Origin of the sequence: Burkholderia sp. 9120 (assembly GCF_000745015.1) — a bacterium.
GTDB lineage: Bacteria > Pseudomonadota > Gammaproteobacteria > Burkholderiales > Burkholderiaceae > Paraburkholderia.
Map to the genome: position 1 here is coordinate 5,055,217 of NZ_JQNA01000002.1, position 26,525 is coordinate 5,081,741.

Genomic DNA, 26,525 nt, shown 5'->3' on the forward strand with positions numbered 1-26,525 from the left:
GCGTTCAAAAGACGCGGGGCTGTCCCGATTCTTATCACGGAGAAGCATCATGAACAGTTTTTCTTCTAATGTCGCCATCGTCACGGGTGGCGGTTCGGGTATCGGCAAGGAAGTCGCGCGGCGTCTGGTCGAAGCCGGCGCGTCGGTGGTGATCGGCGGCCGCGACGCGAAAAAACTCGCGCAGGCCGCCAGCGAAATCGATCCGGGCGGCGCCAGGGTGCGCACGCTGGCGGGCGACATCGCGTTGCCCGCGACGGCCAACGCGCTGGTCGATCTCGCGACGCAAGCGTTCAGCGGCGTCGACATTCTGATCAATAACGCGGGCGTGTTCCGTCCGAAAGCGTTCCTCGACGTCAACGAGTCGGAGTACGACTGGTTCCTCGACACCATTCTGAAGGGCAAGTTTTTTATGGCCCAGGCAGCGGCACGCGCGATGAAACTGCGCGGCGGCGGTGCGATCGTTCAGACCGGTTCGCTGTGGGCCTTGCAGGCGATCGGCGCGACACCGTCGGCGGCTTATTCGGCGGCGAACGCGGGCGTGCATGCGCTCACCCGCAACCTCGCAATCGAACTCGCGTCGGCCAACATCCGCATCAACACAGTGGCACCCGCGGTCGTCGAAACGCCGGTCTACAACACGTTCATGAGCGAAGATCAGGTGAAGGACACGCTGCCGACGTTCAACGCGTTTCATCCGCTCGGCCGCAATGGGCAACCTGCCGATATCGCCGAAGCGATCCTGTTCCTCGCGTCGCCGCGAGCGTCGTGGATCACGGGCACGGTGCTGCCGGTGGACGGCGGCGTAATGGCGGGACGTCAGGCTTGATCGCGACGCGTCAGGCCACCTCGGATCACGGTGAAAGCGATTGACGTCGGCGACTTCGCAGCCGGACAATTACCTCCCCTTGCGGTCGTTTTACCACGGCCGCAAGACGGTGTTTCGCGTGCCTCCACATGGAGATTCGTATGAGCTATCACCTGGAAGGGCGTCTACTCGAGGTGTGCAATTGCAAGGTCCTGTGTCCCTGCTGGATCGGCGAAGACCCCGACAACGGAACCTGCGACACCATCGTCGCATGGCACATCGACAAAGGAACGGTTGAAGGCGTGGACGTGGGCGGCAATACCATCGCGGCCGTCGCGCATGTCCCCGGCAATATCCTGCAAGGCAACTGGACCGCCGCGATTTTTATCGGCGATCAGGCGTCGCCGGAGCAGGAAGCCGCGCTGTTGAAGGTCTACACCGGCCAGGCCGGCGGCCCGGTCGCCGACCTGGCCAAACTGATCGGCCAGGTGGTGTCGGTGGAGCGCGCGCCGATCCGCTTTACCGTGGTCGCGGGCAAAGGCGAACTTGAGATCGGCACGAACTACTACGCGGAGCTCGAGCCCTACTCGGGGGCAACCGGCAACCAGACGACCCTCTCCGACACCGTGTTTTCCACCGTGCCGGGCGCGCCGGTTTTTGTCGGCAAGGCGCCCACCTATCGATCGAAAAACGCGGCGCTCGGCATCGACCTCCATATCAAGAACCATAACGCGCTGCAGAGCACCTTCGTCTTCGACGCATGAACGCGCCGGCAAGCCGGGCACCGTCCGGCTCCTCGCGCCATGGTCACGTGTTCGTGCCGCTAATGGCTGCGTTGATCGCGCTCGCCTGGGCGACGTTGTGGGCATGGGCGCGCAGTCCGTATGGACGCTATCTCGACCACGGCGACTGGACCGCCTCGGGGCCGGCGGCGTTTCTATGCCGCACATTGCCCGCGGGCAATGTGCTATTGCCCGCGCTGCTCTACGCCGTCGCATGGATTCTGATGACGGCAGCCATGATGCTGCCGAGCACCTTGCCGCTCTTCAATGCATTCGACCGCCTGACCGCGCAACGTCCCGATCATGCGCGTCTCCTCATGCTGCTCGGCCTCGGCTATATGACGGTGTGGGGTGCTTTCGGACTCGTGGCGCACCTACTTCATAGCGCCGTGTTCGCGCTGTTTGCCCGCGTGCCCGCGCTCGCGTGGCATGGCTGGATGATCGGCGTCGCGATCGTCGGATTGGCCGGCGCATTCCAGTTCAGCAAGCTCAAACATCGTTGCATGGACAGGTGCCGCACGCCGCTGAGTTTCGTTATCGAGCACTGGCATGGGCACGCGCAGGCCCGCCAGGCGTTCGCACTCGGGGCGCACCACGGGCTGTTCTGCGTCGGTTGCTGCTGGGCGCTGATGCTGTTGATGTTCGCGCTCGGCACCGGCAGCCTCGGCTGGATGCTTCTGCTGGCGGCCGTGATGGCGATCGAAAAGAACGTGCGCTGGGGCAGGCGGCTTAGCGCGCCGTTCGGCGTGGCGTTGCTGTCGTGGGCAGCCTTTATGGCGGTGACGCTCGCCTGAAGCGCGCGGGTCCGCTCGCGTGGCGAGACCCTGCGCGCCACGCGTGTTGTGCGACGCGCGCGACATCTTCAGCGTTCGCGCGACCGCCTCATTCAGCGGCCGCGACACCCGGCCTAGCCGCCTTCGCGCGTGGCGTCGTCGCTAGCCGCTTCGTGCACCACTGCACGAACATCGCCAGCAACGCGGCCTCGATAAACGCGACCAGTGGACGCTGATAAGGCAACGCGAACGACAGCAGCAAACAGAACGCGGCAAACGAAAACCGGCCGAGCACCATGCCGCGCAGCAGCGAAATGACGAAGTCCGGACCATGCGCCCGATGCGACGACACCGACAGCACGATGCCAAGCAGCGGAAACACCGCGAGCAACCCGCTCCACGCGGCGCCCACCCTTCCCGACAACGACGTGACCAGCAGCGTCAACACCGCGCCGGCCACCATCCGGCCAAGCAGGTCGGTGCGCGACAGCGGCGCGCCGGCCGCGACCGCCGAACTGCGCGGCAGGAACGACTGGCCGAAACACACCGCGGCGAGCGCCACGATCGCAGCCCATAACGGCGACGCAGGCAACCAGGACAGACCGCACGCGGCCACGAACCATGCGCTCAGGCCGGTCGCCAGCGCAAGCGGCCAGGAGCGCGTGCGGCAGGTCCATGCGTAGGCGAAATTGAAGGCTTCCGAAGCGAGAATCGCGGACAACGATAGCGTCGCGGCACGCGCGCCGAATGCGGGTCCATGCGCGAGCACGAGCAGATACAGAATCGGCCCGGCGACCACCGGCAGGCCAGCCAACCAGCCGGCGATGGATGGCCCCCACCACTTGCCCGACATCGAAACGATCAGCAGAAACAACGGGACGAGCGTGAGTTTGAGCGCGAGCATGCCGGAATCGAGCGGAGGTAAAGTGGGATCATACCGTGCGCTTCCGCCCGCTCCGCCCGGTCCCTTCCACAGCCGGTTCTCTTGACCGTCAATCAGACAACCGGCGGCACAGGACGCGCATCATGCCGCCGCAACGTGCGATACAGCATCCACGTAGCGGCCGAGCCCATGCCGATCGTCATCGACCACGCGACGCCCGTCACGCCCCAGTAGTGCGTCATGGGCGGCACGATGGCGATCAGCAGCACCATCTGGATCAGCGACGCGTGCGTGACCGCCTTCGCATCGCCGACCGCCCGCAGGTACGCGACGAACACCGCGATCAACGCGCCGATCGCCATGTTGATGACGAAAATCTTGAAGAGCGGCACGGCCGACATCCACGCCGGCCCGAGAATCAGCGAGAACAGCGGCTCGGCGATCATCCGCAGCAGCACGACCAGGACCGCGAGGCCAGCGGCCACGATCATCAGATATAACCTGACGCGCCGCGCCGCCACGCGCGCATCGTGCCGGTGTTGCGCGGAAAACGTCGGAAACAGGTATTGGCCCATCGCGAACGCGGCGTCGGTCAACAGCATCTGCGCGAGCTTCGACGACATCTGATACGCGCCGAGTTGCGCCGGTCCGAGCAGCTTGCCGACAATCACCTTGTCGAACTGGTTGAGCAGCAGGTTCACCACGCTGCCGGCCCAGATCCAGCGGCTGAAGTCGATGTAATGGCCAATGCCGGCCCACGCGAGCCGGATCGGCGGACGCGGCCGCATCGTGATCCAGGTGAGCAGGCTTTTCAGCGTATCGCCGACGATCATCCCGATCAGCAGCGAATAAGCGCCCGCGCCACTCAGCGCAAGCGCGAGTCCGGTGCAGCAATCGAGGAACGCGGCGGCCGTCTCGATCCCCGCAAGCTGCTGAAAACCGCGATTACGTTGCACCACGAAATAAGCCGGCGAAGCGAGGCCGCGAATCAGCGGCAACGCCGCCGCGAGTTGCAGCAGCGTGAGCGCATTGCCGAGGTGAAACTGTCGATTCATGACCGGCGCGAGCGCGACCAGCAGCAACGCGACCACGATGCCGCGTGTCGTCAGCGTGGTCCAGACGGCGCCGAGTTCCTGATGCGTGGGCGTGTCGCGTCCCTGGATCACCGCCTGCGCCAGACCGGTATCGGACAGCGATTCCGCGATCGCCACCGCGAGCAGCGCAATGCTGACGCTGCCTATCGCCGACGGCCCGAGAATGCGCCCCAGCGCAAGAAACTTCACCGCCACGAGACCGCGTACGACGACCTGCTGCAACAACACCCAGGTGGGCGCACTCGGCCCAAGGCCCCCTCGCACCGAGAAAGCCGTAACCCTGATCGATCTCACTGTCTCCCCTCCCTGGTCGCTTGCTCCCCGGATGGCGTCTTGTCATGGCGATCAGGGCGGATGCGGCGTCGACCGAATTTGCGTCATCTTTGCGCCACGCTCTGTGCGGCACTGAACGTGGCGTGACAAAAATATGGCGAAGGCAAGTCCGGGAGACTTTGTTTAGGAACGGAAAGCAAACGGAAACGGCCGTGGCAAGCCCGGCCTTCCATGATCGATGCCAGGACCTCAGGGTATTTCCCTGGCGATACCTGGAGGGCCGGCGCGGCGGCGTAGATCTTCGGTGGTCGCGCCGTCGCCGTCAGGACGCCAACCCGGTGGTTTGAACAGATACCCGCAGACTTCGCCCAGCGAACGCGCGGTCTTCAGATCGCGCCACAGTGCGCGCCAATGATCGAACTCGATCGTCAGCATGTTGTAGGTCGTGACCGGTTGCACGAGTCCGTAGCGGCATGGCGTGTCGCGCCGCTCCGCGATATAGGTGCCGAAAAGCCGGTCGAACACGATCAGTACACCCCCGTAGTTGCCGTCCAGGTATTCGAGGTTCGACGCGTGATGTACGCGATGCGCTGAGGGCGTGTTCAGCAGCCATTCCAGGGGTCCGAGACGCGGAATCCAGGTCGCGTGTATCCAGAACTGGTACAGCAGGTTGAGCGACAGAAAGATGAGCACGACGCGCGGCGGCATACCGAGCCATGGCGCGAGCAGAAAGAACAGTTGCGAACCGGCGAGGCGGCCGGCCCACCCGAAACGATACGCTGCCGACAGCGTCAGTTGGTTCGGCGAATGATGCACCGCATGGTTGCACCAGAACCAGCGCGTGCGATGCGCCGCGCGATGAAACCAGTAGTAGCAGAACTCCTGACCGATGAAGCAGGCGACCCACCCGCTCCACTGGTTCATCGGCACGGTCCAGAGCCGGTGATGCCAGACCCAGTTCATTGCATCGCCATAGAAGGCCAGCGGCAGCAACCAGCGCAGCGGATATTCGCGGACCAGGAAGTCAGTCACCGACACCGCCGCGGCGCGCCAGTCGTAACCGTGCCGGCCGCGTCGAACGGTGAGCACCACGGCTTCGGCCAGCGACGCCACGAGCACCACCGCAACACTGTATTTGAGGATCGTCAGCAACACGTCCATGCGCGAATACTCCGTATCGGCATGCGGGCTAGCGTAGATCGGCAAGCCTCGTATCGCAAGAGCAAAGTCATTCGCCAAACGCTTGCAACGCGAACTCGACAAAACTGCGCAGCTTCGGCGAGCGATGATCCGCGAAGTAAACCAGATGCATGGGACGGCTCGGCAATTCGTAAGCGTCGAGGACTTGCACGAGACGCCCGGCGGCGACATCTGCTTTCAAAAGCACGGCGGGCTGCATGACGATCCCCAGACCCTGCAACGCGGCCACGCGAAGCGCCTGGCCATGGTTGACGCGCAGACGGCCGGTGACCGCGACATGACTCGTGCCCTCGGCGCCGCTCAGCCGCCACGGCGCGCCGGACGACGAACTGAACGCGAGGCATTCATGCCCGGCCAGATCGTCGGGATGCTGCGGTGTTCCGCGCGCGGCGAGATAGGCGGGCGACGCGCAGATCATCATCCGGTACGGCGCTAAAGCACGCGCGACCAACCCCGTGTCCGCAATCGCGCCGATCCGGATCGCGGCGTCGAAGCCGTGCTCCAGCAGATCGACGGTGTGATCGCTCAGCGATAACTCGACCTCGACTTGCGGATGCTGCGCGAGGTAATCGCCGAGTGCGGGCGCCAGCGCTTCACTGCCGAACGACACGGGCGCCGTCACGCGCAGCGTGCCGCTCGGCACGGCCTGACGGTTTTCCGCATGGGTGTCCGCGGCGGCGACCAGACGAAGAATTTCCTGGCAGCGCACGTAATAGCTTTCGCCGAATTCCGTGAGGCTCTGACGCCGTGTCGTGCGATTGAGCAGCTTCATGCCGGTGCGTTTTTCCAGCGCGCGCAGATGGTTGCCGGCCATCGTCGACGACATGCCGCAGTCCGCGGCGGCCGCGCTGAGGCTTCCCGCGTCGACCGCGCGAACGAACACCCGCATGCTATCCAGAAGATCCATTTGACACTCTCGGTTGCGACAGAATCAAGAGTTTCGCAGATTATCTCCGTTTTCTTTTAAATCATACTGCGGCTTCCGCGCCGACGAAGGCACTCCGCCTCGCGCGCCATTCATGGAGCCTCCGCATGACGACTCAATCGCCCGCTCTTTTTCCGCAGCGCTTCGCCGGCCGGACCGTGCTGATCACGGGTGCTGGAACCGGCATGGGCAAAGCCGCCGCGCTGCGTTTCGGCCGCGAAGGCGCCAATGTCGTGGTGGCCGGCCGACGCGCGGCCGAGCTCGACGCCGTGGCCGCCACCATCGAGAACGACGGCGGCCGGGCGCTTGCGATTCCAACCGACGTCACCGACGCCGACGCGGTAAGCCGTCTGGTCGAACGCAGCGTCGCCACGTTCGGCGCGCTACATATGGCCTGGAACAATGCGGGGATGCTGGGCGCCATGCAACCCATCGTCGACATGGAGCCGGAGGACTTCGATACGGTCATGGCGACCAACTTTCGCGGCGCGGCGCTGTGCGTGAAGTACGAGTTGCGGGCAATGCTGGCCGCGGGTGTGACCGGCGCGATCGTCAACACGTCGTCGTGGACGGCCCAAGGCGCTCTGCCAGGCACCTCGGCTTACGCGGCGAGCAAGGCGGCGCTCGATGCGATGATGCGAGCCGTCGCGATGGAGGTGGGCTCGCGCAATATTCGCGTCAATAACGTGAGCCCGGGCGTGATCGCTACGCCCATGTCGGCCGCCGCGCTGGGAGACGAACGCGCGATGCTACCGTTTCTATCGCACACGCCGTTGGGGCGTATCGGTCAGCCGGAAGATATCGCCGACGTGGTGCTCTGGCTGCTCTCGGACGACGCTCGCTTTGTCACCGGACAAAGCTTGCTGGTGGATGGAGGATTCACGCTGGGCGGTCTGCGGCCGTGGCTCAATGAGCTGGTGGCCGAGCACGCGTAAAGGACGAGCGGTCTCCTGACCGCTCGTGCCGCTTTAGCGCGTGCTCAGTTCCACTGCGCGAGCGTCGCTGAGATAGCCGGCCAGCCGAACCAGCATGGCATCGCACTCGCCCAGTTGCTGAACCGTGACGAACTCGTCCGGCTTGTGCCCCTGGTCCATGCTGCCGGGCCCACAAACCACCGTGGGAATGCCGGCCTCATCGAACAAACCGCCCTCGGTGCCGAACGCCACCGTGCCGAATTCGGACGAGCCGCTTAACAGCGCCAACAGACGCGCCGCCTCGCTATTCGGCGAGGTGGCCAGTCCTGGGTACGCGCTCAGCGGTTGCAGATGAATGTCCGTGTCGGCTTGCACCGACCGCATGGCCGGCAGCAATTCGGCGTCGGCATAGGATCGCAGTTCGTTCGAGACCGCTTGCGCATCGAAGCCCGGCAGCGCGCGCACTTCGAAATCGAACTCGCATTCCGCCGGCACGATATTCAACGCCCGGCCGCCTTTGATGAGGCCCGTCTGCACCGTCGTAAACGGCGGATCGAAACGCTGATCGTGATGCTCGGCCTGCGCCAGTTGCGCGCCGATCTGTCCCAAGCGACCGATCAGCCGCGCCGCGTATTCGATCGCGTTGACGCCATACGGCGCGTAAGCCGAGTGACACGCCGCGCCTTTCACCTGGCAGCGCATCGCGAGTTTGCCTTTGTGGCCCAGCACCGGTTTCATGCCGGTGGGCTCGCCGATCAGACACAGGCGCGGCTTGTGCGCACGCTTCGCCAGTTCGGCCAGCATCGGCCGTACGCCGAGGCAACCTACTTCTTCATCGTAGGAGAACGCAAGGTGCACGGGCAACGTCAGCGCCTGGTCGAGCAAAGCAGGCACGGCCGCCAGCACGGAGGCAATAAAGCCTTTCATGTCGGCGGTGCCGCGACCATACAAACGGTCGTTGTTCTCCGTGAGACGGAACGGCTCGACCGTCCACGCTTGCCCGTCGACGGGTACGACATCGGTATGTCCGGACAGCAAGATCCCACCGCGATCCTCGGGGCCGATCGTGGCGAACAGATTGGCCTTGGTGCGCTCCGGGTTGTAGAACAGTTCGCTCCGCACGCCGAGATCCGCCAGGTAATCGCGGATGAACGCGATCAGTTCCAGATTCGAATCCCGGCTCACCGTCGCGAAGCCGATCAGTTGTTCGAGCAGCGCGCGGCTCGACTGCCTATTCATCGCCCGGCACTCCATACCCTGGCGCTGCCGTTGGATTCAACGCGCGGGCCAGATAGTCCTGCATTTGCGGCCGATACGCCTGCCAGAGATCGTCGAGCTTGCCGATCGGGTCTTCATCCGCCCAGTCGAGCCGCAAATCGACAATCGGCCAACTCACGTCGCCCACCACCTTGAGCGCCGCCGAATGCACCGGCCCGGCTTCGCCGCCGGCCGCCATCGCGGCATGCATGGCCGACAGCAGACGATCCGCGAGCATCCCCAACGCGTTCTCAAATGCATGAACCATCGCGTCGATCACCTCGCGATCCGCCAGCAGATTGCCCGCGGCAACGCACTGCTTGCCGGCCACGGCATTGTGAAGACCGAGCGCTTCGGCACCGCTGAAAAACGCGGTACGTCCCTCGTTATCGATCACCGTCACCTGGCGATAAGCGCGCCACGCGTCGGTGCCGAGCGCGTGGTCCAGGGCCGCCGCCGGTTCGCCCTGCGGCGCTTCGAGGCCATCCAGAATCCGCGGCCCGAGCGCGGGCAGCGTGACGTTCTGCGTCGCGACCGCGCCCACGCCCGCGCGTACCCACGGGCACCGCGCGCCGACCGCGATACTGGACGAGCTGATGGCGATTCCAAGCTGCCCGGTGTCCGGACAGCGTCCAACGATCGAGAATGTCATGCCCTGCTCCTTAAGCCGGGTTCGCCTGCCAGCCGTCCGGGATCACCGCGATCACGTCGATTTCCATCAGCCACTGCGGCTGGCCCAGCGCACTGACGACCAGCCCGGTGGAGATCGGGAACACGCCTTTCAGCCACTTGCCGACTTCCTGATAGACCGGTTCGCGATAACGCGGGTCGATCAGATACGTCGTCGTCTTGACGATGTGGGACAGGTCGCTGCCCGCTTCCAGTAGCAGCTGCCTGACGTTTTTCATCGCCTGTTCGGCCTGCGCCTGCGGATCGCCGAGGCCGATCAGTCGGCCGTCGAAATCCGTGCCCACCTGGCCGCGCACATAAACGGTATTGCCGGCGCGAACGGCCTGGCAAAGATCGTTATCGAGCGACTGGTTCGGATACGTGTCTTTCGTGTTGAACATGCGGATGCGCGTATGAGTCGGCATTAATTCACTCCCAATTCGTTGACGTGTTGAACTCGCGATACGGCCGGCGAGCTGGCCGGCGCTTCCTTGCGGGACTGCGTTGTCTCGCGCTGCGAAGCGTCGCGATAGGACAGATATTTGCGCTGCGTGGCGATGTGGTCGGCGATATGTTTTGCGTCGTGCCACACGCCCCAGATAAACGTGGAGCCGCGCCGCGACAGCCACGGCAAACCCAGAAAATAGACGCCGGGTTCGCTCGACACGCCGCGTTGATGCTGCGGCTTGCCTTTGGCGTCGAACGCGTTGACGTGGAGCCAGTCGTAATCGACCGCGTAACCGGTCGCCCAAACGATCGAGGTCACGCCGGCCGCGGCCAGATCGAGTTCGAGAATCGGATCGCTCACGCAGGCCGGGTCCGCAAACGTGCGGCGCGCTTCGGGTTCTTCCGGCAGATCGAGGCCGTTGCGGGCGATATACGCGTCCGCCGCGTCCAGCAGCGACAGATAGTTCTCGTCGCCGCGTGCGAGGTTGGTCGCGAGATCGGCTTCGAAGGTGACGTGTGCATCGTCGAAGGTCTTCGTCAGACCGACCAGCGTCACGCCCTGATGCGCGAGCGCTCTGAAGTCGACGGTATGGCCGCCGCGCGCGCCGCTTACCGCGATCGTCACGTGTTCCTTGCCCGGCCGCGCCGCTTCCTTGTCCCATTCGCCGAGCACGCCCAGCCACCAGCAGAAGTCGCGATTGCGATAGGCGCGCGGAGGACGATCGTGCGGGCCGACCGACAGGTAAACCTGCCGCCCCGCACGCTGCAACTCATCCGCGATCTGCACGCCGGACGAGCCGGCGCCGACCACCAGAACGCCGCCTTCGGGCAGTTGCTGTGGATTGCGGTAATCCGCCGAGTGAATCTGCGTGAGTGTGTCCGTTTGCGGCGCGATCGGCGGAATCACCGGGCGCTGGAACGGTCCGGTCGCCACCACCACGCGGCTCGCCTCGATCACGCCTATCGACGTTTCCACGGTGAAGCCCGGCCGCCCCGCATGGCGCGCCACACTCGTCACCGCCACGCCCGTGCGGATCGGTGCATTGAACTTGTGCGCATACGCTTCGAAATAGTCGGCGACGCGTTCTTTCGGCGCGAACGCGTCAGGATCGAGATCGTCGAATTCCAGACCGGGGAAGCGGTCGTGCCAGACCGGACCGTTGGCGACCAGCGAATCCCACCGCCCGGTGCGCCAGCGTTCGGCAATGCGATCGCGCTCCAGCACCAGATGCGGCACACCGAGCTTGCTCAGGTGTTCACTCATCGCGACGCCGGCCTGACCGGCCCCCACCACCAGCGTATCGATCGAAATTTTTTCAGCAGTCATCGCTGTTTCCTTTTGAAAAGCGTTGGATGGCAAGCGCCGGCGCTACCGCCTCGCTCAACCATGAAGAAAATGTACGCTGGCCGCCTGATTTGGAAAAACATATTTAAAAAATCCATAGCATCGTTTTTTTCTATGCAAGGACGTTTTGTGTGGATCACAATGCAGCCAGTGGAACCCTGTTTGAGGAGAGAGACGGATGGAAAGCAATCCGCTGCGTTACTCGCTGCGCCAACTGCGATATTTCGTCGTGACGGCGGAAGCGCTGTCGTTCACCGCCGCGGCAAAGCGCCTGCATATCTCGCAGCCGTCTATCTCGACGTCGCTGGCGGATCTCGAGGAATCGTTCGGCGTGCAGTTGTTCATTCGCCATCACGCAAGCGGTTTGTCGCTCACGCAGGCGGGCCGCGACCTGCTGGGTCACGCGCGCAATCTGCTGAAGAATGCCGAAGACCTGCAATTGGCCGCAAAAGAAATGGACGGCGGCATGACCGGCACCATCGCGCTCGGGTGCCTCGTTTCGCTGGCGCCGCCGCTGATGCCCGGCATCATCAGCCGCTTTGTGCAGGACCATGCGGGCATTGCGTTCCGCACCGTGGAGGCGCATCAGGACACGCTGCTGAACGGCCTGCACGACGGCTCGCTCGACATTGCATTGACGTATAGCCTCGATATCACGGAGGGCATTACCTTCACGCCGCTGCTGTCGTTGCCGCCATATGTGATCCTGCCGAAGACGCACCGGCTCGCGCGCGCCCGCAAGGTGTCGCTCGAAGAGCTGTTGTCCGAGCCTTATGTGATGCTGGATCTGCCGCACAGCCGCGAGTATTTTTCAGCGTTGTTCGACGCGGTCGGCAGCCGTCCCGTCGCCGCGTTCCGCTCGTCGCAACCGGAAGTGGTGCGCGGCATGGTGGCGAACGGGCTGGGTTACAGCATCCTTAATTTCCCGCTGAAATCGAACCGCACCGTGGACGGCGAGGACTTCGTGATCAAGCGCTTCAAGGACGACGTGAACGCCACCACGCTCGGCATCGCGCAATCCAATGCGATGAAGCCGCGTCAGGTGGTGCGCCGCTTCTCGACGTTCTGCGAGTCGTATATCCGGCGGCTGCATATTGAGGGGTGATTCAGCGGTAATCGAGCGGCGCGGGTTCGGCACCACTAACGCTGCGTCGGAATGAAAAAAAGCAGCGACGAAGATTTCGTCGCTGCTTTCCTGCAGGGCAATTTTATTGGGCGCTTCAGTGAACCGCTTCAGTGAACCGTTACGCTCGCCTGATTCTGACGTCGACGATACGCGGTGTCCCGCGTGGCGAGCCAGTAGTAAAGCGGCGTCGTGACGATAAGGCCCACCAGCCAGGACAGATCCGCGCCGTCCAGGTGCGCCGAGAACGAGCCCACGTACATCGGCGTGTTCATGAACGGAATCTGCACGACGATGCCGACGGCGTAGGCGGTCAGCGCCTGCATGTTGAAGCGTCCATAGATGCCGCCGTCCACGCGGAAGATCGAATCGACGTCGTATTTCCCCTTGTGGATCACATAGAAGTCGATCAGGTTGATCGCCGTCCACGGCACGAGCACCACGAGCAACGCGAGCACCAGGTCGACAAAGTGGCCGACAAAGTCTTTCGACGCGCCCACCGCCGCAAAACAGCAGGCCGCCATGATGATCAGCGACAGCACGGCACGCGCCTTGACAGTCGGAATCCACTTATACGCAAAGGTCTGCAGCGAAGTAATCACCGACAGCACCGCGCCATACAGATTGAGCGCGTTGTGGCTGATCACGCTCAGCAGGAACAGAACCAGCATGAAAGGACCGATTGCGCCGGTGGACAGCTTCACGGCGTCCATCGTGTCGACGCCGGGAGGCACGGCGAGCACGGCCACCGCACCGAACACGAACGCAAGCGACGAGCCCAGCGTGCAGCCGAGATAAGTCGCCCAGAACGTGCGGGCCACGCCGACGTTGGCAGGCAGGTAACGCGAATAGTCGGACACGTACGGCGCAAACGCGATCTGCCAGAGCGCCGACAGCGACACCGTGGCCAGCCAGCCGGCGATATTGAAGCCGCCGCGCGTCAGGAAATCGGCGGTCGTCACGTGGGTCGCGATATACGTGAAGCCGATCACGATACCGATACCCAACACCCAGGTGCCGATCCTGTTGAGAATGTGAATGAACCGGTATCCGATGATGCCGATCAGTCCCGACCCCAACGCACCGACCAGAATGCCGACCGGCACCGGAATCGTCGACTCGATACCATGCAGCGACTTGCCCGCCAGCACGATATTCGACGCGAAGAAACCGACATACATCACGCCGGCAATCACCGTGACGAGCAGCGCGCCCCACGAGCCGAACTGGGCCCGGCTTTGTATCATCTGCGGAATGCCCATCTGCGGCCCTTGCGCGGAATGCAGCGCCATCAGCACGCCGCCGATTGCCTGACCGACCAGAATCGCAATGACACCCCAGAACAGGTTGAGGTGGTAAATCTGCACGCCGAGCGCGCCCGTGACGATCGGCAGCGGAGCGATGTTGCCTCCGAACCAGAGCGTGAACAGGTCACGCACCTTTCCGTGTCGTTCCTCGTGCGGAACGTAACCGATGGTGTGTTTCTCGATCAGTGGAACCGCACTGCGGCTGTCGGCCATATCACCCTCCCTTTCCTTCGTTGTTGCGCGTTGGCGCTCGATAAGTTTCGACCAGGGCGTTGACGTCGCGCGGCAGAGCGGCCTGTGCCGTTGCCTGCGCCCCATGTGTCAATTCAATTTACTGAGGCCATATTTCTTTGACCAACACTGTTTACCGATGCCTTGCATAGATTTTTTCGATGCAGACAAAGGTAAAGCGTGGCGCGCAACCGGTCGATGAGGGGCCGAAAACGCGTGCGTTTCTCAGCGCCTCACCACGTTCCCGCAGTCGCGCCGCCATCTACGGCGAGCACCACGCCCGTGGTGTATTCCGCGTCGGTCAGATAAAGCACCGCGTCCACGATGTCCTTCGTCGAACCGAGTCGCGCGGCAGGCTGCAGCGTCTTCATGAACGCATGTCGCGAAGGATCGTGCAGCGGTGTGTCGATCGCGCCCGGCGCCACCGCCGAGACCTTGACGTTGCTCGACGCCAGTTCGAGCGCGAGGGCTCGCGTGGCCTGATTCAAGCCACCTTTGATCAGCACCGGCAAGAGCGCGGGCACTTTCGCGGTCGGCTGCATGGCGATGCTCGCCGTGATGCTGACGATATGTCCTTGACGGTTGCGGGCCATATGCTCGGCCGCCTGCTGCGTAGGATAAAAGAAGCCCTTCAGGTTGGTGTTGATCAGTGCGTCGAGATGGTCGTCCGTGTAGTTCGCGATCGGCTTCGCGATGAAGATGCCCGCGTTGTTGACGAGCACGTCGACTTTCCCGAACGCGGCGATCGCGCGCTCGAACAGCGTGCGTGACGTCGCCGGATCGGCGATATCGCCGGCGACCGTCAGGAAGTTGGGCGGATTGCCCAGTTTCTGCGCAGCCGTTTCCAGACGCTCGATCGTGCGGGCATTGCCGACTACGTTGTCGCCGCGCGCCAGATACGCCTGCGCCAACGCAAAACCAATCCCGCTGGATGCGCCCGTAATGACCACGGTTCTCGCTTCGTTATTCACGGTTGAACTCCTGCCAGGAATGCGCGGAGAAAGCTCGCGGATCTGCGTCGCAGCGCGCCACGGCAGGGAATCCGCCGCACTTCGTCGATTCCCTGAGGCGGACTATACTGATGCCGTTTCAGTCGATAAATCCGGTTTTCTAAAAATCACCTGATACACCATGTAATGAATAGCAAACGGCAATTCGACGACCTTCTGCTCGGCAGCATCGAACTTTTCTGTCTGGCAGCCGAGCTGGCAAGCTTCACGGCGGCTGCCATGGCGGCCGGTGTCACGCCGGCGGCGGTGAGCCGTTCAGTCTCGCGACTGGAAGAGCGCATGGGGGTGCGACTGTTCGTACGAACCACGCGGCAGATCCGCCTGACCGACGCGGGGCGCGCGTATTTCGAGCAATGTCGAGAGGCGCTGTCGCAACTGGTCGACGCGGAGCGTCAGGCCACCGGGCAGCAATCGGAGCCGGCGGGACCGTTGCGTATCAGCATGCCGACGCCCTACGCGCACTACAGGGTGTTGCCGCTATTGCCGGAGTTTCGCGCGCGCTATCCCCGCGTGCAGGTCGATGCGCACATCAGCAATCGCAATATCGATTTCGCGGAAGAAGGCTATGACCTCGCGATTCGCGGACGCGCGCCGGTCGATTCCAACCTGATCGCCCGCAAGCTCGAAGATGCGGAATTGACTCTGGTCGCGACACCCGAGTACCTGTCGCGCAACGGCACGCCCACGTCGCTGGAGGATCTGAAGGATCACGAGTGCATCCAGTTCGAGCGGCCGAGCACAGGCCGGCGAATCTCGTGGACATTCAGGCGTGGCGATGAAACCGTCGAGCTGATCACGGACGGCGGCTATTCGAGCGGCGGCGACGTGCTCGGCGGCGTGACGCTGGCGCGTCATGGCGCGGGACTGTTTCAAACGTATCGCTTCGTGGTGGAGCGTGATCTTCGCGACGGCACGCTCGTCGAAGTTCTGCCTGCGCTGGGTGGCGCGTCGAGGCCGTTCGTGCTGCTGTATCCGCATGGCCGCCATCTGTCGCTACGGGTGCGGTGCTTCGTCGATTTTCTCGTGGAGAAACTCGCTGGTGACATGCGTGGGCGAAACGGTCGACGCTGAAGCGGGCGACTCAGCCACGCATCCAGAACGTGAGCGTTCGCCGCAATAAACGCCTATTGCGAGGGTCAGAAATTCAACTGATGCGCGGCTATGACGGATTTTCACTGCATTGGGAATGCGAGTGGACAACGGGACCTTCTCCGAAAATAATGTAGGTGCAGCTCACTCACTATTCCAACAAGGACGCCACCCCATGAGCACGAATAATCTATTGCTCAAGATGTTCCGCTATCAGGCCTGGGCGAATCAGGAATTGCTGGACTCCATGCAGGGGCTCGACGCCGCGCATCACGCCGAGGAACGGCATATTGCCCTTCGGCTGATGAATCACTGTCTGGTGGTGGAAAAGATATTCGCCGCTCATCTGGCGGGCGACACTCACGGTTTCGCTTCGGACAACACGTCTGATACGCCCTCATTAGACGCGCTGCGCGCGGAATTGTCCGCGATAGACAGTTGGTATCAGGAGTACGCGAGCACCGTCACGCCCGACATGCTGTCCCAATCGATTCCCTTTTCATTTACCGACGGCGATAGCGGCACCATGACGCGCGAAGAGATGCTGACCCACGTGGTGATCCACGGCGGCTATCACCGCGGCGAAGTAGGACGGGTCATGAAACAGGTATCGGCCAGCTCGCCGCAGAGTTTGCAGTTACCGTGGGACACCTATGCAGTTCATCTTCATCGCAGCGAGCCGTCACGCCGGCTGCGTGACGTCGTAGCCGAAGAATGAATCGAAGCGTCGCGCGCAAAGCTGGGCGCGACGCTATTGCGCTATTGCGCTATTGCGCTTATTCCGGCGTACCCTGAGCCGGATCGACTTCCGCGAATTGCGGTTTGGTGGCCTTGATATCGCGCGTGTTCTTCTGCACGGCAACCGAGCCGAACAACGCCAGAATAAACGCCATACCGTAGAAGCCTTTTTCGCTCAGCGCCAGCGTCGCGTTGAACAGCCCCGCGCCAAGCAGCAGGATGGACAGCAGAAGCGAAACCCAGCACAGGCCGTAGTAAATCGCCGTAACAGGAATGCCTTCTACGCGATCGCGCACGCTCTTTTGCAGCGAAATCGCCGCGAATAAACCAAATACGAGCACCGTGAAGTAATAACCTTTCTCGTTGAGCTGCATACCGGCATTCCACAGGCCGAGCAGAAACGCAAAGAATCCAGCCAGTAATGCGCCCCATGAAGCGGCAACGAATGCGAAAGACGGCTGTTGCGTGGAACGGTCCATAAAAACTCTCCTTTTGTCGATTAATTTGCTCGAAGGGTAACGCGATTTAGACGTGACCGCAAAAACTTATTGATCCAGCATGAGAAAAATGGATTACCCCGTTTAGTCTTAGTGTTAGTACGGTCTATGGCTTAATGACCGCTTCTCGTTGTCGAAAGCGCAGGCACTATTTCAGGGGTGTCGCTCACCATCCGCAAATGCGGGCTTCGAAGCAAACTCGCTGGCGTCACAGTGGGACGGTGCCACGGAATCCGGCCGAAATACCAGAGCCGCCAGAATCCCAGCTTCGGATCGGGATGACGCCGCAGCAGCGTCGCAAAGGTCTCCACCTCGCCGAGTTGAATACTTGTCGCGTCGAAAACGACCTCGCGAACGAAGCGCGAACAGAACTGCCCTCGCGAATTCAGATTGAAGCCGGTGTCGTAGAACGCGCCCATGCGGCTTGTCACCGCGTCGATCAGTTTGTGGCGATGGGTATCGTCAAGCGGCGTGGCGAGTCTCGCGATCGCGTAGCGCCCGTTTTCGGAGCGTTTGACAAAGCGTGTCATCGGCGTGGTTCGCGCTAAAGGAAAGGTGCTTTCCGCAATCAGCGGATCGTCGCCGCGATCGTCGATAACGATACCCACGTGATTCGTCCAGGAGTTCGTGGCGTTAGCCACCTCAAGAAACGGCCGCGCGGTGACGCGGATGAAAACCAGATCGCCAACGCGTAGATGGGCCAACGACGTTGCGTCCGCTTGTCTCGACATGCTGATCTCCTCGCTTGTTCGATGGAGCGCAGTATGCAAGCCGGTCGCAAATATCGCATTTTCTACTTGGAAAATTGCTTAGACTGATACCTTTGGTATCGAAATCCAATACTCCCATGACCGAGACCCGTCAGCTCATTGCAACGATCAAGCAGCAACTCAAAGCGGCCGGGCTGACTTATCGACACGTCGCACTGGCGCTCGATTTATCGGAACCGAGCGTCAAGCGTCTGTTTGCGGGGGAGAGTCTCTCGGTGGAGCGGCTCGTGCAGATCTGCGATCTGCTCGGTGTCACGCTGATCGAATTACTGCAGGACGCGGAGTCGTCGATTCCGCGCCTGCATGTCCTCACGCGTGAACAGGAGGCGCAGCTCGTCTCGAATGACAAGCTGCTGCTGGTGGCGATCTGTGCGCTGAGTCACTGGTCGCTCGAAGACATCGTGTCCGCTTACCGGTTGTCGAAAGCCGAGTGCATCAAGCATCTTCTCGTGCTGGACCGCATGGGAATTGCGGATCTGAAACCGGGGAACCGGATCCGCTTGCTGGTGGCGCGAGACTTCGACTGGCTGCAGGACGGCCCGATCCGGCATCTGTTTCTGGAACAGGGCTTGCCCGACTTCATGGAGAGCCGCTTCGACGTGCCGGACGAGTCCATGGACTTCGCTCACGGCATGTTGACCGAAGCGGCCTACGCTCAACTGCAAGTAGAAATGCGCAAGTTGCGCGGCAAACTGGCCGCGCTTCACAACGAATCGTCGGCCGCCCCGTTGACGGAGAAGCGCGGCACTGCCCTGCTTCTGGCAATGCGCGTGTGGGAACCTGAAGTGTTCAGAAAGCTCCGGCGGGCGGCGTGACGCCCGCCGGTTGGGAACGCCTAAGTTCTCTTCGATGAATGGATGCGCTTACAACCGTTCGATCATCAGATTCAGGTTCTGCACGGCCGCGCCCGACGCGCCCTTGCCGAGATTGTCGAACACCGCGGCAAGCAGCACCTGACCGTGCTCCTCGTTGGCGAATACCGTCAGGCGCATGTCGTCGGTGTCATTCAGCGCTTGCGGATCGAGGTGGGTCAAAGCGCGCGATTCTTCCAGCGACGTAACCTGCACGTGCGCCGCCCCGGCATAGTGCCGCGCGAGACAATCGCGCAGCGTCGCGCCGTCCACACCCGCGGCGAGCAGACGCAATTCGAGCGGCACCGTCAGCACAATGCCCTTCCGGAACGCACCATAAGCGGGAACAAAAAGCGGGCGATGCGCGAGCCCCGCGTGCTGCTGAATTTCCGGCGGGTGCTTGTGCGACAACGCCAGGCCATAGGTCTGGAACGGCAATGGCCGGGAAGCACCGGGGTTTTCATGCGCCTCCACGGCGGCACGCCCGCCTCCCGAGTACCCCGACACCGCGTGGATACCGAGCGGGTAATCGCGCGGTACTAACCCTGCCTCCAGCAGCGGACGCAAAAGCCCGATTGCCCCCGTCGGATAACAACCGGGATTCGTGACACGATGCGCGCCCACAATACGCTCCGCCTGCCCTTGCGTCATCTCCGGAAAGCCATAGGTCCAGCCGTCCTGCGTGCGATGCGCGGAGCTCGCGTCGATCACCCTGACGGCGGGATTGGCGATCATCGAGACCGCCTCGCGCGCGGCGGCGTCGGGCAGACAGAGAATCGCGATGTCGCACGCGTTGAGCGCCTGCGCGCGACGCTGCGAATTCTTGCGTTCGGCGGCGGCTAGCGTGACACGTTGCAGATCGGTCCGGCCGCGCAGACGCTCGTGAATCTGCAATCCGGTGGTGCCTTGGTCGCCATCGATGAAAACAAGGGGAGCGCTCATATCGGAAACTCTCGCGTGATCGGGGGAACGGTGAAATCGGGAACTGCTATCTTCCCCGTGAAGCTAGAATAGGGAAAGTTGAATTTCATGACGCTGATATTCAGCTTTTCTGAACGAGGAAAATCGCCATGCGAGAGATCAGTCTGGACCGCTTGCGCACGCTGGTGGCGATAGCCGAGCGCGGCTCTTTTGCGGAAGCGGCGCGCGCGTTGAACCTCGCGCCGCCCACCGTCAGCCTCCACATCGCGGAGCTGGAAAGCCGGATCGGCGCGCCGCTTCTGTCGCGCAAACGCGGGCAGGTGCGGCCGTCGGCCATTGGCGAAACGTTGGTGGAGAAAGCGCGCCGTCTGCTGGACGACGCGGAACGCACGCTCGAAGAGGTGCAGCGCCAGGTGCAGGGCCTCGCCGGTCGTGTGCGGCTGGGCGCGTCGACGGGCGCCATCGCGCACCTGTTGCCGCAGGCGCTCGAAGTACTGGGGCAGCAGCATGCCGCTATCGACGTTCAGGTTGCCGTGCTCACCTCGCAGGAAACGCTCACACGACTCGCGGACGGCTCGCTGGACGTGGGGCTGGTCGCGCTGCCGCAATCGCCCGTGGCGGGGCTCGTGATCAAACCGTGGCGCCGCGATCCGGTCATGGCCTTCGTGCCCGCTCAATGGCCGTGTCCGGCACGCGTCACGCCCGCCTGGCTCGCCGCTCAGCCGCTCATTCTCAACGACACCACCACTCGCCTCTCACGCCTGACCGCCGAATGGTTCGCGAACGGCGGGCAGCATCCGGCGCCGCGTATCGAGGTCAATTACAACGACGCGATCAAAAGTCTGGTGGCGGCGGGCTACGGCGCGGCGCTGTTACCTCATGAAGCCACCACGCCCTTGCTCGACACGCGTATCGTCATGCGTCCGCTGCGGCCCGCTTTGTGGCGCCAACTCGGCATTGCGCACCGAGCGGGACATGTCGAACGATCGACGCGACATGTACTCGACGTACTGTGGGATCTGCGGCTGAGATAGAGATTGAATGATATTTTTCATGGGTTGCGGCATTCAACGACATTCAACGCGGCGTGAATATCACGAATGTCGCTCACAAGTAATGTGCCCCGTCAGTACTGGTTTGTAATATGCCGTTTGCATTATGTAAAAGGGTCAGCTACAAACCGCTAATCGACGGCGTTACGCGAATCGGTGACAATCTAGGCTTTTACCGAACTGACCGACCACTCGCGCCATCGACATGTCGGCGATGTAAACCTACGGGTGGCGAAAACCGAATTCAGAATATGATGGAAAGATTTAACTCCGCAGTGCCGAATTCTCTCTTTCAGGAGTGGCAATAACGATGTACCCCGACGATGTACCCCGGACATTGTCTGAAATGGAAACAGGAATGAGCGCCGTCAGCAGCGTCCCTACCGAAGTTGCAATACCGCGCGATACAGCCGTGTTCGTGGCGCGTCAGCCCATCATGGATCGGGGCGGCCGCGTCGTCGCTTACGAACTGCTTTTCAGGGACGGCCCCACGGGACCCGGCCGCATCGACGACGATTTGCGCTGCACGACGGCGGTGGTGCAGCGTGCGGTCGGGTCGATCGGTCTCGAACGTCTGGTTGGGAACAAGGCCGCGTTTCTCAACTGCCCGCACGACTTTCTGTTCTCCGACTACCCGAACGTCTTGCCGGCGTCCCGATTCGTGCTGGAGATTCTGGAGTCGGTCGAACTGACTTCGAATCTCGCGCGACGTTGCAGCGAGTTGCGCGGCACGGGCTTCCAGATCGCGCTAGACGACGTGCGCGGCATGACCGACGAAATCCGCTGGTTTCTGCCGTCCGTGGATATCATCAAGATCGACTGGCCGTTCGTGGATCGCGACGCATTGCCGGAACTGGTCGCCGAGTTCAAACGTGCCGGCAAGGTCGTACTCGCCGAAAAGGTTGAAACCGTCGAGGACGCGGAACTGGCCCGGGAACTGGGTTGCGACCTGCTGCAGGGCTACTATTTTTCGAAGCCGCAGATCTTTTCCGGCAAGCGCGCCATGCCGCCGGTCAAGGCGATCCTTCGCGTGTTCGATCTGGTCGGCAGCGACGCGCCGTTGAGCAGTATCGCGCGAGCTTTGAAAGAAACGCCCATGCTGGTCGCGCAACTGCTGCGGCTTGCCAATAGCAGCGAGCAACCCAATGGCAAGGCCGAACGCATCTCGTCGCTGAAACAGGCGCTTTCTATTGCCGGCAGCCGCCGGTTGCTGCATTGGTGCGGGCTTCTGCTTTACGCCAATCGCGACGGCCTGCCGATCGACGACGATCCGCTCGTGCTGCTCGCGCAGCGGCGCGCGCATTTCATGGAGAAGGCAATCGACCTGCTGCCGGACGGATCGCGTCCGCTGCTCGCTACGGCTTATCTCACCGGCATGCTGTCGCTGCTGCATATCGCGTATCACATGGAGTTGCGCAATTTCGTCGACGAGTTGCCGGTGTCCGAATCGATTCGCGGGGCGATTCTCGACGGTGGCGGCGTGCTTGGTGAATTGCTGCTGATTGCCGGGCATCTGGAACGTGGTGAGGGAGAAGCGGCGATTGGCGGATTGCAACGGTTGGCTGTTTCGCCGGAAGAGTCGAGGAAGATGATTGAGTGTTATTGAAGGTTGGCCGCGCAGGGTCGGTGAAGCGATGGTTAGCGCCGAAGGTACTTCACTCGACGGTATTTCACCGTAAGAACTCACGCAGCAGTTAAGTGTTGACACGCGCTGCAATTGCAAAGAAACTTGACTCCATGCTGACGCTCAACTTCTTCTCTTTCGCGATGTTCCGCCAAATGGCAATCCGCTCGGATATGCCACGGGGGGCCTGTACGCGTTAGACAAGTAGATACGCAGCTTACAAGGCCTCGCCGTAATACGGACGAGGCCTTTTTGTTTATGGCGTCTCCGTGATCGGCATCACTCGCGGAGATCATCATGGACGAAAGAAGCCCAGAGTTGACAAGGTGTGCGGACGCCAATACCGAATGGCATGACGACAGGCGCGACGCGCATTTTCGCCTCAGCCGGATGTTGTACCCGTACGAGTACTGGAGTCTTCCAACTCAGGAAGAGCGGAACAGTCACGCGTTCAATGTGCGCATTGCTGAAGAGGATTCGCGCACCACTGCGCGGGCATCTACTAACGGCATGCGTGCGGCTGTGGCACGCTTGTGGTTGCTCGTGACGCGTAGCGTCACGACACGCTGAGCAATCCGTCGAGGCCGCACTATTGCGGCCTCACGGTTTGCCTGCCTCCATTTCTGCGAGATCACGCAATCAAGGAATCACCGGCTCGACCAACTTCGCCAATTGCGCCAGCGACTCCTGCCAACCGAGATAGCACATCTCCACGGGAATAACCTCGGGCACGCCTTCCTGCACGATCGTGAGCTCACTTCCGCACGATACCTGCCGAATGGAAACCGTCGTAGTCATCTGCCCGGGAAGATTCGGATCGTCGAACCGATCCGTATAGCGAATCTTCTCGAACGGTACGAGTTCGAGGTACTCGCCACCGAACGAGTGGCCCTCACCCGTGCCGAAGTTGTGAAAAGACATTTTGTACGTGCCACCCACGCGCGCATCCAGATGATGAACCTTGCAGGTGAAACCATACGGCGGAAGCCATTTCGCTTTCGCGTCGGCCTCCAGAAAGGCGCGATAGAGTCGCTCAGGCGTTGCGTGCAGGACGCGGTGCAGACGGATGATTCCGGTAGTCATGGTGTGTTTACCTTTCACTAAAAAAGTTGGACATACCCGTACGACGAATCCGCAGCATCGATATCGACACAGCCTATTGCCAGGGAAAACCCGTTGCGCCAATCGCGCGGACTAATACCCCACGCAATGGATGCGACAAGAGAAAGTGGCTGCCCACAAAAGCGACTGCCGCCACTGCCACTGCCTGGGTGCTGTCCATGGCCTTGTTCCTCGACTGATAGTGTGGGAAGACTGGATGAAATCGTTATAGACGATGCAAGTGCGTGTACATTTGCAACGAGTGGTCTCCGACCCGCCACTGCGTCTTCTAATCGGTCGTTATCGGAGTGAGTCAGTCCTACAGTCGCGCAGGAGCCCGTATGAACAAGCACAGCAAGAAAGCTCATCTTGAAGCGGCGGCGTCACATCACGAACAGGCAGCGCGGTATCACCACGGGGCGTCCCGGCATTTCGAAACGGCTCAGGGTCAGGATCATGCGCACGCCGCGCATCAGGCGATGATGGCCCACGGCCACACGTTGCAAGCCATCGACGAGGCTCACGAGGCCGGCGCGCACAGCACCGGCGCGCCGCCGACAACGCCTGCTTCGACCGCGCCGGGCGCCAGCAATGCCAGCATCGTTAGCGCGGCGGCGAAACAGCACGCAACCGCAGCGGAACTCCATCTGCAGGCGGCGCAGCATATGCGCCACGCCGTTAAACTTTTCGATCAGGATCGCGGCGCGGTTGCTCACGACGGGCAACTCGCGCTCACGCTAGCATTGCGCGCTTTGTCTCACGGCAACGAAGCGGCCCGGCTGTTTGTCAGGCTCGCTGCCGTCGACGCTTAGCGAACGAAGCGCGCCGGATCCGCGCGCGCTACGCACGGCGGGATCCAGCGTTCAAGCAGGACTAGGCTTTCCTCTCAAGCAAGTCCGCCGCGACGGTTTTCGCATGCGCGACGGCCTCTTGCGCATTGAGGAAGACACCGAGCTGATCCCAGTGTTCTTCCACCGCGTAAGTACCCCGCGTTCCTAGCGCGCGCTGGACGCGCAATTGCGCCGCATAGCCCCCCTCTTCCAGTGGCCGGGCCGTTGCCACGACTTTGTGAGGGAGACCCGAGCGCTCTGGCTGAACCAGCTCCAGAGAACCGCCCGGCACCCCCACATCGTTCAACGCATTCCTTGCCCTGCAATCCGGGCAGTAAAAACACCACCCGCTATCCTCGCGCTTGGGTTTGACCTGCCCGCGAGCGAGCACCGCGCGACACTCAACGTTTTCGCAGATGAACGGCATAGCTGTCTCCGGAGTTGTTTGCGGAAATCCTAGCATGACCGTCGACGCGCAACCATTGGCATTGATGCCTTATTTGCGCTGTGTCCGGTTGATCGCAGATTCAGGTGCGGCGCAGAACGCGCGTGTCAGAGATAGGTGGCGAGCGCGACGACCACGGCGGCCGCGATGGCGAGCAATAACAGCGCCAGCGCCGCCGACGCCGTCCGCGGCGCCTGGACGTCCGCCGGCAGGGACTTGCGGCCTGTCAGCATGGGCCGCAGCAGGTTGTGCCCCTTGGCGGCCGCGTAGAGCAGAATGGCCGTTACGTGCAGCACGACGGCGATCAGCAGGACGTCCCACACGACGGCATGCAGCGTGGAAATTGCATTGGCGATCGGTGCGGGCATCCATTCGGAAAGGGGACCCACGTCGGCGACGTCGTTGTAGACGTAGAGCCCGGTGAGGGTTTCCGTCAGTAGTAAAGCGAGCAGCAGAAGCACCATCCACGCGCCGGCGGGATTGTGGCCCACCTGCACGTCCGGATCGCGGCGCAACACGTGTCGCAGATGCTGCAGCGCGGCAACGGGCGACGCCAAAAAACTGCGGAATCGCGCCGTCTCGCTGCCAAAGCAACCCCACAGCAAACGGAATAGCACCAGCGCGAGCAAGGTTTCGCCGATCCGGACGTGCCAGTCCATCCAGTTCAATCGGATGGTGACGTAGGCGGCGACGACCAGCACCACCACGGACCAATGGAACAGACGGACGGGCAAGTCCCACACCAACACCGCTCGATGAGCAGACTGCTGCGCTGCACTGAGCGATTGATCGGCATCCATGCGTTGGCCCTCACGTGCTGATAGCTGAGTAGGCGACGCCGTTTTATCGCTCGACGAACACACCACGATAGCTACCATACAGCGACATGACGATCAGCGCTGTGGCCAGCGGCGTCACGATGAGTGCGCGCACAAGCATCGGTACGAAAGGAACCAGTAATGCGCCGGCGACGATCGCGAAGAGGCCCAAACACGCGACGGGCCAGTTGCGCACCACAGCACGCACACTCACTGTCATCGCATTAGCCGGTGACGCTTTGTTCAGTACCACCAGCGCCGGGGCAAACCACAACAGCGCAACCGGAATCACATGGAGCAACGCATTGAACACCGGCTCCAGCGCATTGCCCGCGCCATTGTGCGTGGCGTAAGCGAATGTCAAAGCATGCACACCATTGGCCGCAACGGATGCCTTCACGCTCACATGGAATGCCGCGAACAAAATCAATTGACCGATGTACGTCGCGGCAACGCAGCACGCTCCGATAGAGAGCAATGCGTTCCGCTGCGCATGGACAACGTCGACCATCTCACTGACCGACCACCGCGAACTATGACTCGAGCGCTCCTGCATCATCACGACGGCCGCCATGACGATCGGCGCGACGAGCATGCCCAGCATCAACAACGACGGCACAAGGTCCAATACCGTCGCGATATCGGCGCAGACCAGCACCGCCGCGAGCCACAACACCGGCCGGACACGAGCGATGCGCGCGCCCTCTTCGAACCAGCCTGCGAAACTCGCCAAACCGATCACGCGAGCGTT

General features: G+C 62.2%; 29 protein-coding genes. 12 read left to right on the forward strand and 17 right to left on the reverse strand.

The genetic code is table 11. The features are described 5' to 3' along the window. Window positions 1-49: 49 nt before the first annotated feature. The 3 genes from FA94_RS30660 (at window position 50) to FA94_RS30670 (ending at window position 2,381) form a co-directional block, all read left to right on the forward strand. Window positions 50-826 carry an SDR family NAD(P)-dependent oxidoreductase gene (locus FA94_RS30660; protein WP_035558527.1) on the forward strand — a complete coding sequence of 259 codons (777 nt, stop codon included), beginning with the start codon at window positions 50-52 and terminating at the stop codon, window positions 824-826. Between the two features lie 140 nt (window positions 827-966). Next, window positions 967-1,569, forward strand: coding sequence for a DUF1326 domain-containing protein (locus tag FA94_RS30665; RefSeq protein ID WP_035558530.1), 603 nt, complete (start codon window positions 967-969; stop codon window positions 1,567-1,569). Further along, window positions 1,566-2,381, forward strand: a complete 816-nt coding sequence (locus FA94_RS30670) for a DUF2182 domain-containing protein (protein WP_035558533.1) — start codon at window positions 1,566-1,568, stop codon at window positions 2,379-2,381. Before FA94_RS30665 ends, FA94_RS30670 begins: the two co-directional genes overlap by 4 nt. A gap of 88 nt (window positions 2,382-2,469) precedes the next feature. Here FA94_RS30670 and FA94_RS30675 read toward each other — a convergent pair whose 3' ends face one another. From FA94_RS30675 to FA94_RS30690, 4 genes are all read right to left on the reverse strand, one after another. Next, window positions 2,470-3,264: a hypothetical protein gene (locus FA94_RS30675; RefSeq protein ID WP_035558536.1), complete on the reverse strand. Its 795-nt coding sequence runs from the start codon at window positions 3,262-3,264 to the stop codon at window positions 2,470-2,472. A gap of 92 nt (window positions 3,265-3,356) precedes the next feature. Beyond that, entirely contained in the window at window positions 3,357-4,631 is a 1,275-nt protein-coding gene (locus FA94_RS30680; RefSeq protein ID WP_051980940.1) for an oligosaccharide flippase family protein, read from the reverse strand. 228 nt (window positions 4,632-4,859) lie between these two features. Beyond that, on the reverse strand, window positions 4,860-5,771 hold the full coding sequence (locus tag FA94_RS30685; RefSeq protein WP_035558539.1) for a sterol desaturase family protein: 912 nt from the start codon (window positions 5,769-5,771) through the stop codon (window positions 4,860-4,862). Window positions 5,772-5,838: 67 nt separating this feature from the next. Beyond that, window positions 5,839-6,717: a LysR family transcriptional regulator gene (locus FA94_RS30690; protein WP_035558542.1), complete on the reverse strand. Its 879-nt coding sequence runs from the start codon at window positions 6,715-6,717 to the stop codon at window positions 5,839-5,841. Between the two features lie 125 nt (window positions 6,718-6,842). On the opposite strand from FA94_RS30690, the gene FA94_RS30695 reads away from it, so the two are divergent. Continuing rightward, window positions 6,843-7,670, forward strand: a complete 828-nt coding sequence (locus FA94_RS30695) for an SDR family NAD(P)-dependent oxidoreductase (RefSeq protein WP_051980942.1) — start codon at window positions 6,843-6,845, stop codon at window positions 7,668-7,670. Between the two features lie 33 nt (window positions 7,671-7,703). Here FA94_RS30695 and argE read toward each other — a convergent pair whose 3' ends face one another. The 4 genes from argE to FA94_RS30715 are packed head-to-tail and all read right to left on the reverse strand — an operon-like array spanning window position 7,704 to window position 11,349. After that, window positions 7,704-8,888: an acetylornithine deacetylase gene (gene argE / locus FA94_RS30700; RefSeq protein ID WP_035558544.1), complete on the reverse strand. Its 1,185-nt coding sequence runs from the start codon at window positions 8,886-8,888 to the stop codon at window positions 7,704-7,706. Next, window positions 8,881-9,558 carry a DUF1028 domain-containing protein gene (locus FA94_RS30705; RefSeq protein ID WP_035558547.1) on the reverse strand — a complete coding sequence of 226 codons (678 nt, stop codon included), beginning with the start codon at window positions 9,556-9,558 and terminating at the stop codon, window positions 8,881-8,883. Before FA94_RS30705 ends, argE begins: the two co-directional genes overlap by 8 nt. A 10-nt stretch (window positions 9,559-9,568) precedes the next feature. Beyond that, entirely contained in the window at window positions 9,569-10,000 is a 432-nt protein-coding gene (locus FA94_RS30710) for a RidA family protein (protein ID WP_035558549.1), read from the reverse strand. Continuing rightward, the gene (locus FA94_RS30715; RefSeq protein ID WP_035558551.1) at window positions 10,000-11,349 is read right to left on the reverse strand and encodes a flavin-containing monooxygenase; all 1,350 of its coding nucleotides are present in this window, start codon (window positions 11,347-11,349) and stop codon (window positions 10,000-10,002) included. Before FA94_RS30715 ends, FA94_RS30710 begins: the two co-directional genes overlap by 1 nt. 196 nt (window positions 11,350-11,545) lie before the next feature. Here FA94_RS30715 and FA94_RS30720 point away from each other — a divergent pair, with 196 nt between their 5' ends. Beyond that, entirely contained in the window at window positions 11,546-12,472 is a 927-nt protein-coding gene (locus FA94_RS30720) for a LysR family transcriptional regulator (RefSeq protein WP_035558552.1), read from the forward strand. Window positions 12,473-12,600: 128 nt separating this feature from the next. On the opposite strand, the gene FA94_RS30725 is transcribed toward FA94_RS30720, so the two are convergent. Next, window positions 12,601-14,010: a purine-cytosine permease family protein gene (locus FA94_RS30725; protein WP_035558554.1), complete on the reverse strand. Its 1,410-nt coding sequence runs from the start codon at window positions 14,008-14,010 to the stop codon at window positions 12,601-12,603. A 251-nt stretch (window positions 14,011-14,261) separates the two neighbouring features. Beyond that, window positions 14,262-14,999 (reverse strand): SDR family NAD(P)-dependent oxidoreductase, encoded by a 738-nt coding sequence (locus FA94_RS30730; RefSeq protein WP_035558556.1) that lies wholly within the window; start codon window positions 14,997-14,999, stop codon window positions 14,262-14,264. Window positions 15,000-15,164: 165 nt separating this feature from the next. Here FA94_RS30730 and FA94_RS30735 point away from each other — a divergent pair, with 165 nt between their 5' ends. Next, window positions 15,165-16,109, forward strand: coding sequence for a LysR family transcriptional regulator (locus tag FA94_RS30735; RefSeq protein WP_035558557.1), 945 nt, complete (start codon window positions 15,165-15,167; stop codon window positions 16,107-16,109). Window positions 16,110-16,302: 193 nt separating this feature from the next. Further along, on the forward strand, window positions 16,303-16,845 hold the full coding sequence (locus tag FA94_RS30740; protein WP_035558559.1) for a DinB family protein: 543 nt from the start codon (window positions 16,303-16,305) through the stop codon (window positions 16,843-16,845). A 58-nt stretch (window positions 16,846-16,903) separates the two neighbouring features. Here FA94_RS30740 and yiaA read toward each other — a convergent pair whose 3' ends face one another. Both yiaA and FA94_RS30750 read right to left on the reverse strand, forming a co-directional pair. Next, a complete protein-coding gene (gene yiaA / locus FA94_RS30745) occupies window positions 16,904-17,344 on the reverse strand; it encodes an inner membrane protein YiaA (protein WP_035558561.1) in 441 nt (146 codons plus the stop codon). Window positions 17,345-17,475: 131 nt separating this feature from the next. Further along, window positions 17,476-18,093 (reverse strand): YebB family permuted papain-like enzyme, encoded by a 618-nt coding sequence (locus tag FA94_RS30750; protein ID WP_035558564.1) that lies wholly within the window; start codon window positions 18,091-18,093, stop codon window positions 17,476-17,478. Window positions 18,094-18,209: 116 nt separating this feature from the next. On the opposite strand from FA94_RS30750, the gene FA94_RS30755 reads away from it, so the two are divergent. Continuing rightward, on the forward strand, window positions 18,210-18,947 hold the full coding sequence (locus tag FA94_RS30755; RefSeq protein ID WP_035558565.1) for a helix-turn-helix domain-containing protein: 738 nt from the start codon (window positions 18,210-18,212) through the stop codon (window positions 18,945-18,947). Window positions 18,948-18,995: 48 nt separating this feature from the next. On the opposite strand, the gene argC is transcribed toward FA94_RS30755, so the two are convergent. Then, the gene (gene argC / locus FA94_RS30760; RefSeq protein WP_035558568.1) at window positions 18,996-19,925 is read right to left on the reverse strand and encodes an N-acetyl-gamma-glutamyl-phosphate reductase; all 930 of its coding nucleotides are present in this window, start codon (window positions 19,923-19,925) and stop codon (window positions 18,996-18,998) included. Between the two features lie 128 nt (window positions 19,926-20,053). On the opposite strand from argC, the gene FA94_RS30765 reads away from it, so the two are divergent. From FA94_RS30765 to FA94_RS38900, 3 genes are all read left to right on the forward strand, one after another. Next, window positions 20,054-20,938: a LysR family transcriptional regulator gene (locus FA94_RS30765; protein WP_035558570.1), complete on the forward strand. Its 885-nt coding sequence runs from the start codon at window positions 20,054-20,056 to the stop codon at window positions 20,936-20,938. Window positions 20,939-21,314: 376 nt separating this feature from the next. Beyond that, a complete protein-coding gene (locus FA94_RS30770; protein ID WP_051980945.1) occupies window positions 21,315-22,562 on the forward strand; it encodes an EAL and HDOD domain-containing protein in 1,248 nt (415 codons plus the stop codon). Window positions 22,563-22,877: 315 nt separating this feature from the next. After that, window positions 22,878-23,150, forward strand: a complete 273-nt coding sequence (locus FA94_RS38900) for a hypothetical protein (protein WP_156126745.1) — start codon at window positions 22,878-22,880, stop codon at window positions 23,148-23,150. A 69-nt stretch (window positions 23,151-23,219) separates the two neighbouring features. On the opposite strand, the gene FA94_RS30775 is transcribed toward FA94_RS38900, so the two are convergent. Beyond that, window positions 23,220-23,663 carry an SRPBCC family protein gene (locus FA94_RS30775; RefSeq protein ID WP_035558572.1) on the reverse strand — a complete coding sequence of 148 codons (444 nt, stop codon included), beginning with the start codon at window positions 23,661-23,663 and terminating at the stop codon, window positions 23,220-23,222. 359 nt (window positions 23,664-24,022) lie between these two features. Here FA94_RS30775 and FA94_RS30780 point away from each other — a divergent pair, with 359 nt between their 5' ends. Next, window positions 24,023-24,493 (forward strand): hypothetical protein, encoded by a 471-nt coding sequence (locus tag FA94_RS30780; protein ID WP_035558575.1) that lies wholly within the window; start codon window positions 24,023-24,025, stop codon window positions 24,491-24,493. Between the two features lie 61 nt (window positions 24,494-24,554). Here the strand turns inward: FA94_RS30780 and FA94_RS30785 are convergent, their stop codons facing one another. From FA94_RS30785 to FA94_RS30795, 3 genes are all read right to left on the reverse strand, one after another. After that, entirely contained in the window at window positions 24,555-24,938 is a 384-nt protein-coding gene (locus FA94_RS30785; RefSeq protein WP_035558577.1) for a hypothetical protein, read from the reverse strand. Between the two features lie 125 nt (window positions 24,939-25,063). Then, window positions 25,064-25,756 (reverse strand): cytochrome b/b6 domain-containing protein, encoded by a 693-nt coding sequence (locus tag FA94_RS30790; RefSeq protein ID WP_035558580.1) that lies wholly within the window; start codon window positions 25,754-25,756, stop codon window positions 25,064-25,066. 43 nt (window positions 25,757-25,799) lie between these two features. Continuing rightward, a complete protein-coding gene (locus FA94_RS30795; RefSeq protein WP_156126746.1) occupies window positions 25,800-26,516 on the reverse strand; it encodes a BPSS1780 family membrane protein in 717 nt (238 codons plus the stop codon). Between the last annotated feature and the right edge of the window lie 9 nt (window positions 26,517-26,525).

Bases quoted from the DNA above. Each gene is read 5' to 3' on its own strand.
- FA94_RS30660 (WP_035558527.1), top strand. From the start codon at position 50: ATGAACAGTTTTTCTTCTAATGTCGCCATCGTCACGGGTGGCGGTTCG.
- FA94_RS30665 (WP_035558530.1), top strand. From the start codon at position 967: ATGAGCTATCACCTGGAAGGGCGTCTACTCGAGGTGTGCAATTGCAAG.
- FA94_RS30670 (WP_035558533.1), top strand. From the start codon at position 1,566: ATGAACGCGCCGGCAAGCCGGGCACCGTCCGGCTCCTCGCGCCATGGT.
- FA94_RS30675 (WP_035558536.1), bottom strand. From the start codon at position 3,264: ATGCTCGCGCTCAAACTCACGCTCGTCCCGTTGTTTCTGCTGATCGTT.
- FA94_RS30685 (WP_035558539.1), bottom strand. From the start codon at position 5,771: ATGGACGTGTTGCTGACGATCCTCAAATACAGTGTTGCGGTGGTGCTC.
- FA94_RS30690 (WP_035558542.1), bottom strand. From the start codon at position 6,717: ATGGATCTTCTGGATAGCATGCGGGTGTTCGTTCGCGCGGTCGACGCG.
- FA94_RS30695 (WP_051980942.1), top strand. From the start codon at position 6,843: ATGACGACTCAATCGCCCGCTCTTTTTCCGCAGCGCTTCGCCGGCCGG.
- argE (WP_035558544.1), bottom strand. From the start codon at position 8,888: ATGAATAGGCAGTCGAGCCGCGCGCTGCTCGAACAACTGATCGGCTTC.
- FA94_RS30705 (WP_035558547.1), bottom strand. From the start codon at position 9,558: ATGACATTCTCGATCGTTGGACGCTGTCCGGACACCGGGCAGCTTGGA.
- FA94_RS30710 (WP_035558549.1), bottom strand. From the start codon at position 10,000: ATGCCGACTCATACGCGCATCCGCATGTTCAACACGAAAGACACGTAT.
- FA94_RS30715 (WP_035558551.1), bottom strand. From the start codon at position 11,349: ATGACTGCTGAAAAAATTTCGATCGATACGCTGGTGGTGGGGGCCGGT.
- FA94_RS30720 (WP_035558552.1), top strand. From the start codon at position 11,546: ATGGAAAGCAATCCGCTGCGTTACTCGCTGCGCCAACTGCGATATTTC.
- FA94_RS30725 (WP_035558554.1), bottom strand. From the start codon at position 14,010: ATGGCCGACAGCCGCAGTGCGGTTCCACTGATCGAGAAACACACCATC.
- FA94_RS30735 (WP_035558557.1), top strand. From the start codon at position 15,165: ATGAATAGCAAACGGCAATTCGACGACCTTCTGCTCGGCAGCATCGAA.
- FA94_RS30740 (WP_035558559.1), top strand. From the start codon at position 16,303: ATGAGCACGAATAATCTATTGCTCAAGATGTTCCGCTATCAGGCCTGG.
- yiaA (WP_035558561.1), bottom strand. From the start codon at position 17,344: ATGGACCGTTCCACGCAACAGCCGTCTTTCGCATTCGTTGCCGCTTCA.
- FA94_RS30750 (WP_035558564.1), bottom strand. From the start codon at position 18,093: ATGTCGAGACAAGCGGACGCAACGTCGTTGGCCCATCTACGCGTTGGC.
- FA94_RS30755 (WP_035558565.1), top strand. From the start codon at position 18,210: ATGACCGAGACCCGTCAGCTCATTGCAACGATCAAGCAGCAACTCAAA.
- argC (WP_035558568.1), bottom strand. From the start codon at position 19,925: ATGAGCGCTCCCCTTGTTTTCATCGATGGCGACCAAGGCACCACCGGA.
- FA94_RS30765 (WP_035558570.1), top strand. From the start codon at position 20,054: ATGCGAGAGATCAGTCTGGACCGCTTGCGCACGCTGGTGGCGATAGCC.
- FA94_RS30770 (WP_051980945.1), top strand. From the start codon at position 21,315: ATGAGCGCCGTCAGCAGCGTCCCTACCGAAGTTGCAATACCGCGCGAT.
- FA94_RS38900 (WP_156126745.1), top strand. From the start codon at position 22,878: ATGGACGAAAGAAGCCCAGAGTTGACAAGGTGTGCGGACGCCAATACC.
- FA94_RS30775 (WP_035558572.1), bottom strand. From the start codon at position 23,663: ATGACTACCGGAATCATCCGTCTGCACCGCGTCCTGCACGCAACGCCT.
- FA94_RS30780 (WP_035558575.1), top strand. From the start codon at position 24,023: ATGAACAAGCACAGCAAGAAAGCTCATCTTGAAGCGGCGGCGTCACAT.
- FA94_RS30785 (WP_035558577.1), bottom strand. From the start codon at position 24,938: ATGCCGTTCATCTGCGAAAACGTTGAGTGTCGCGCGGTGCTCGCTCGC.
- FA94_RS30790 (WP_035558580.1), bottom strand. From the start codon at position 25,756: ATGGATGCCGATCAATCGCTCAGTGCAGCGCAGCAGTCTGCTCATCGA.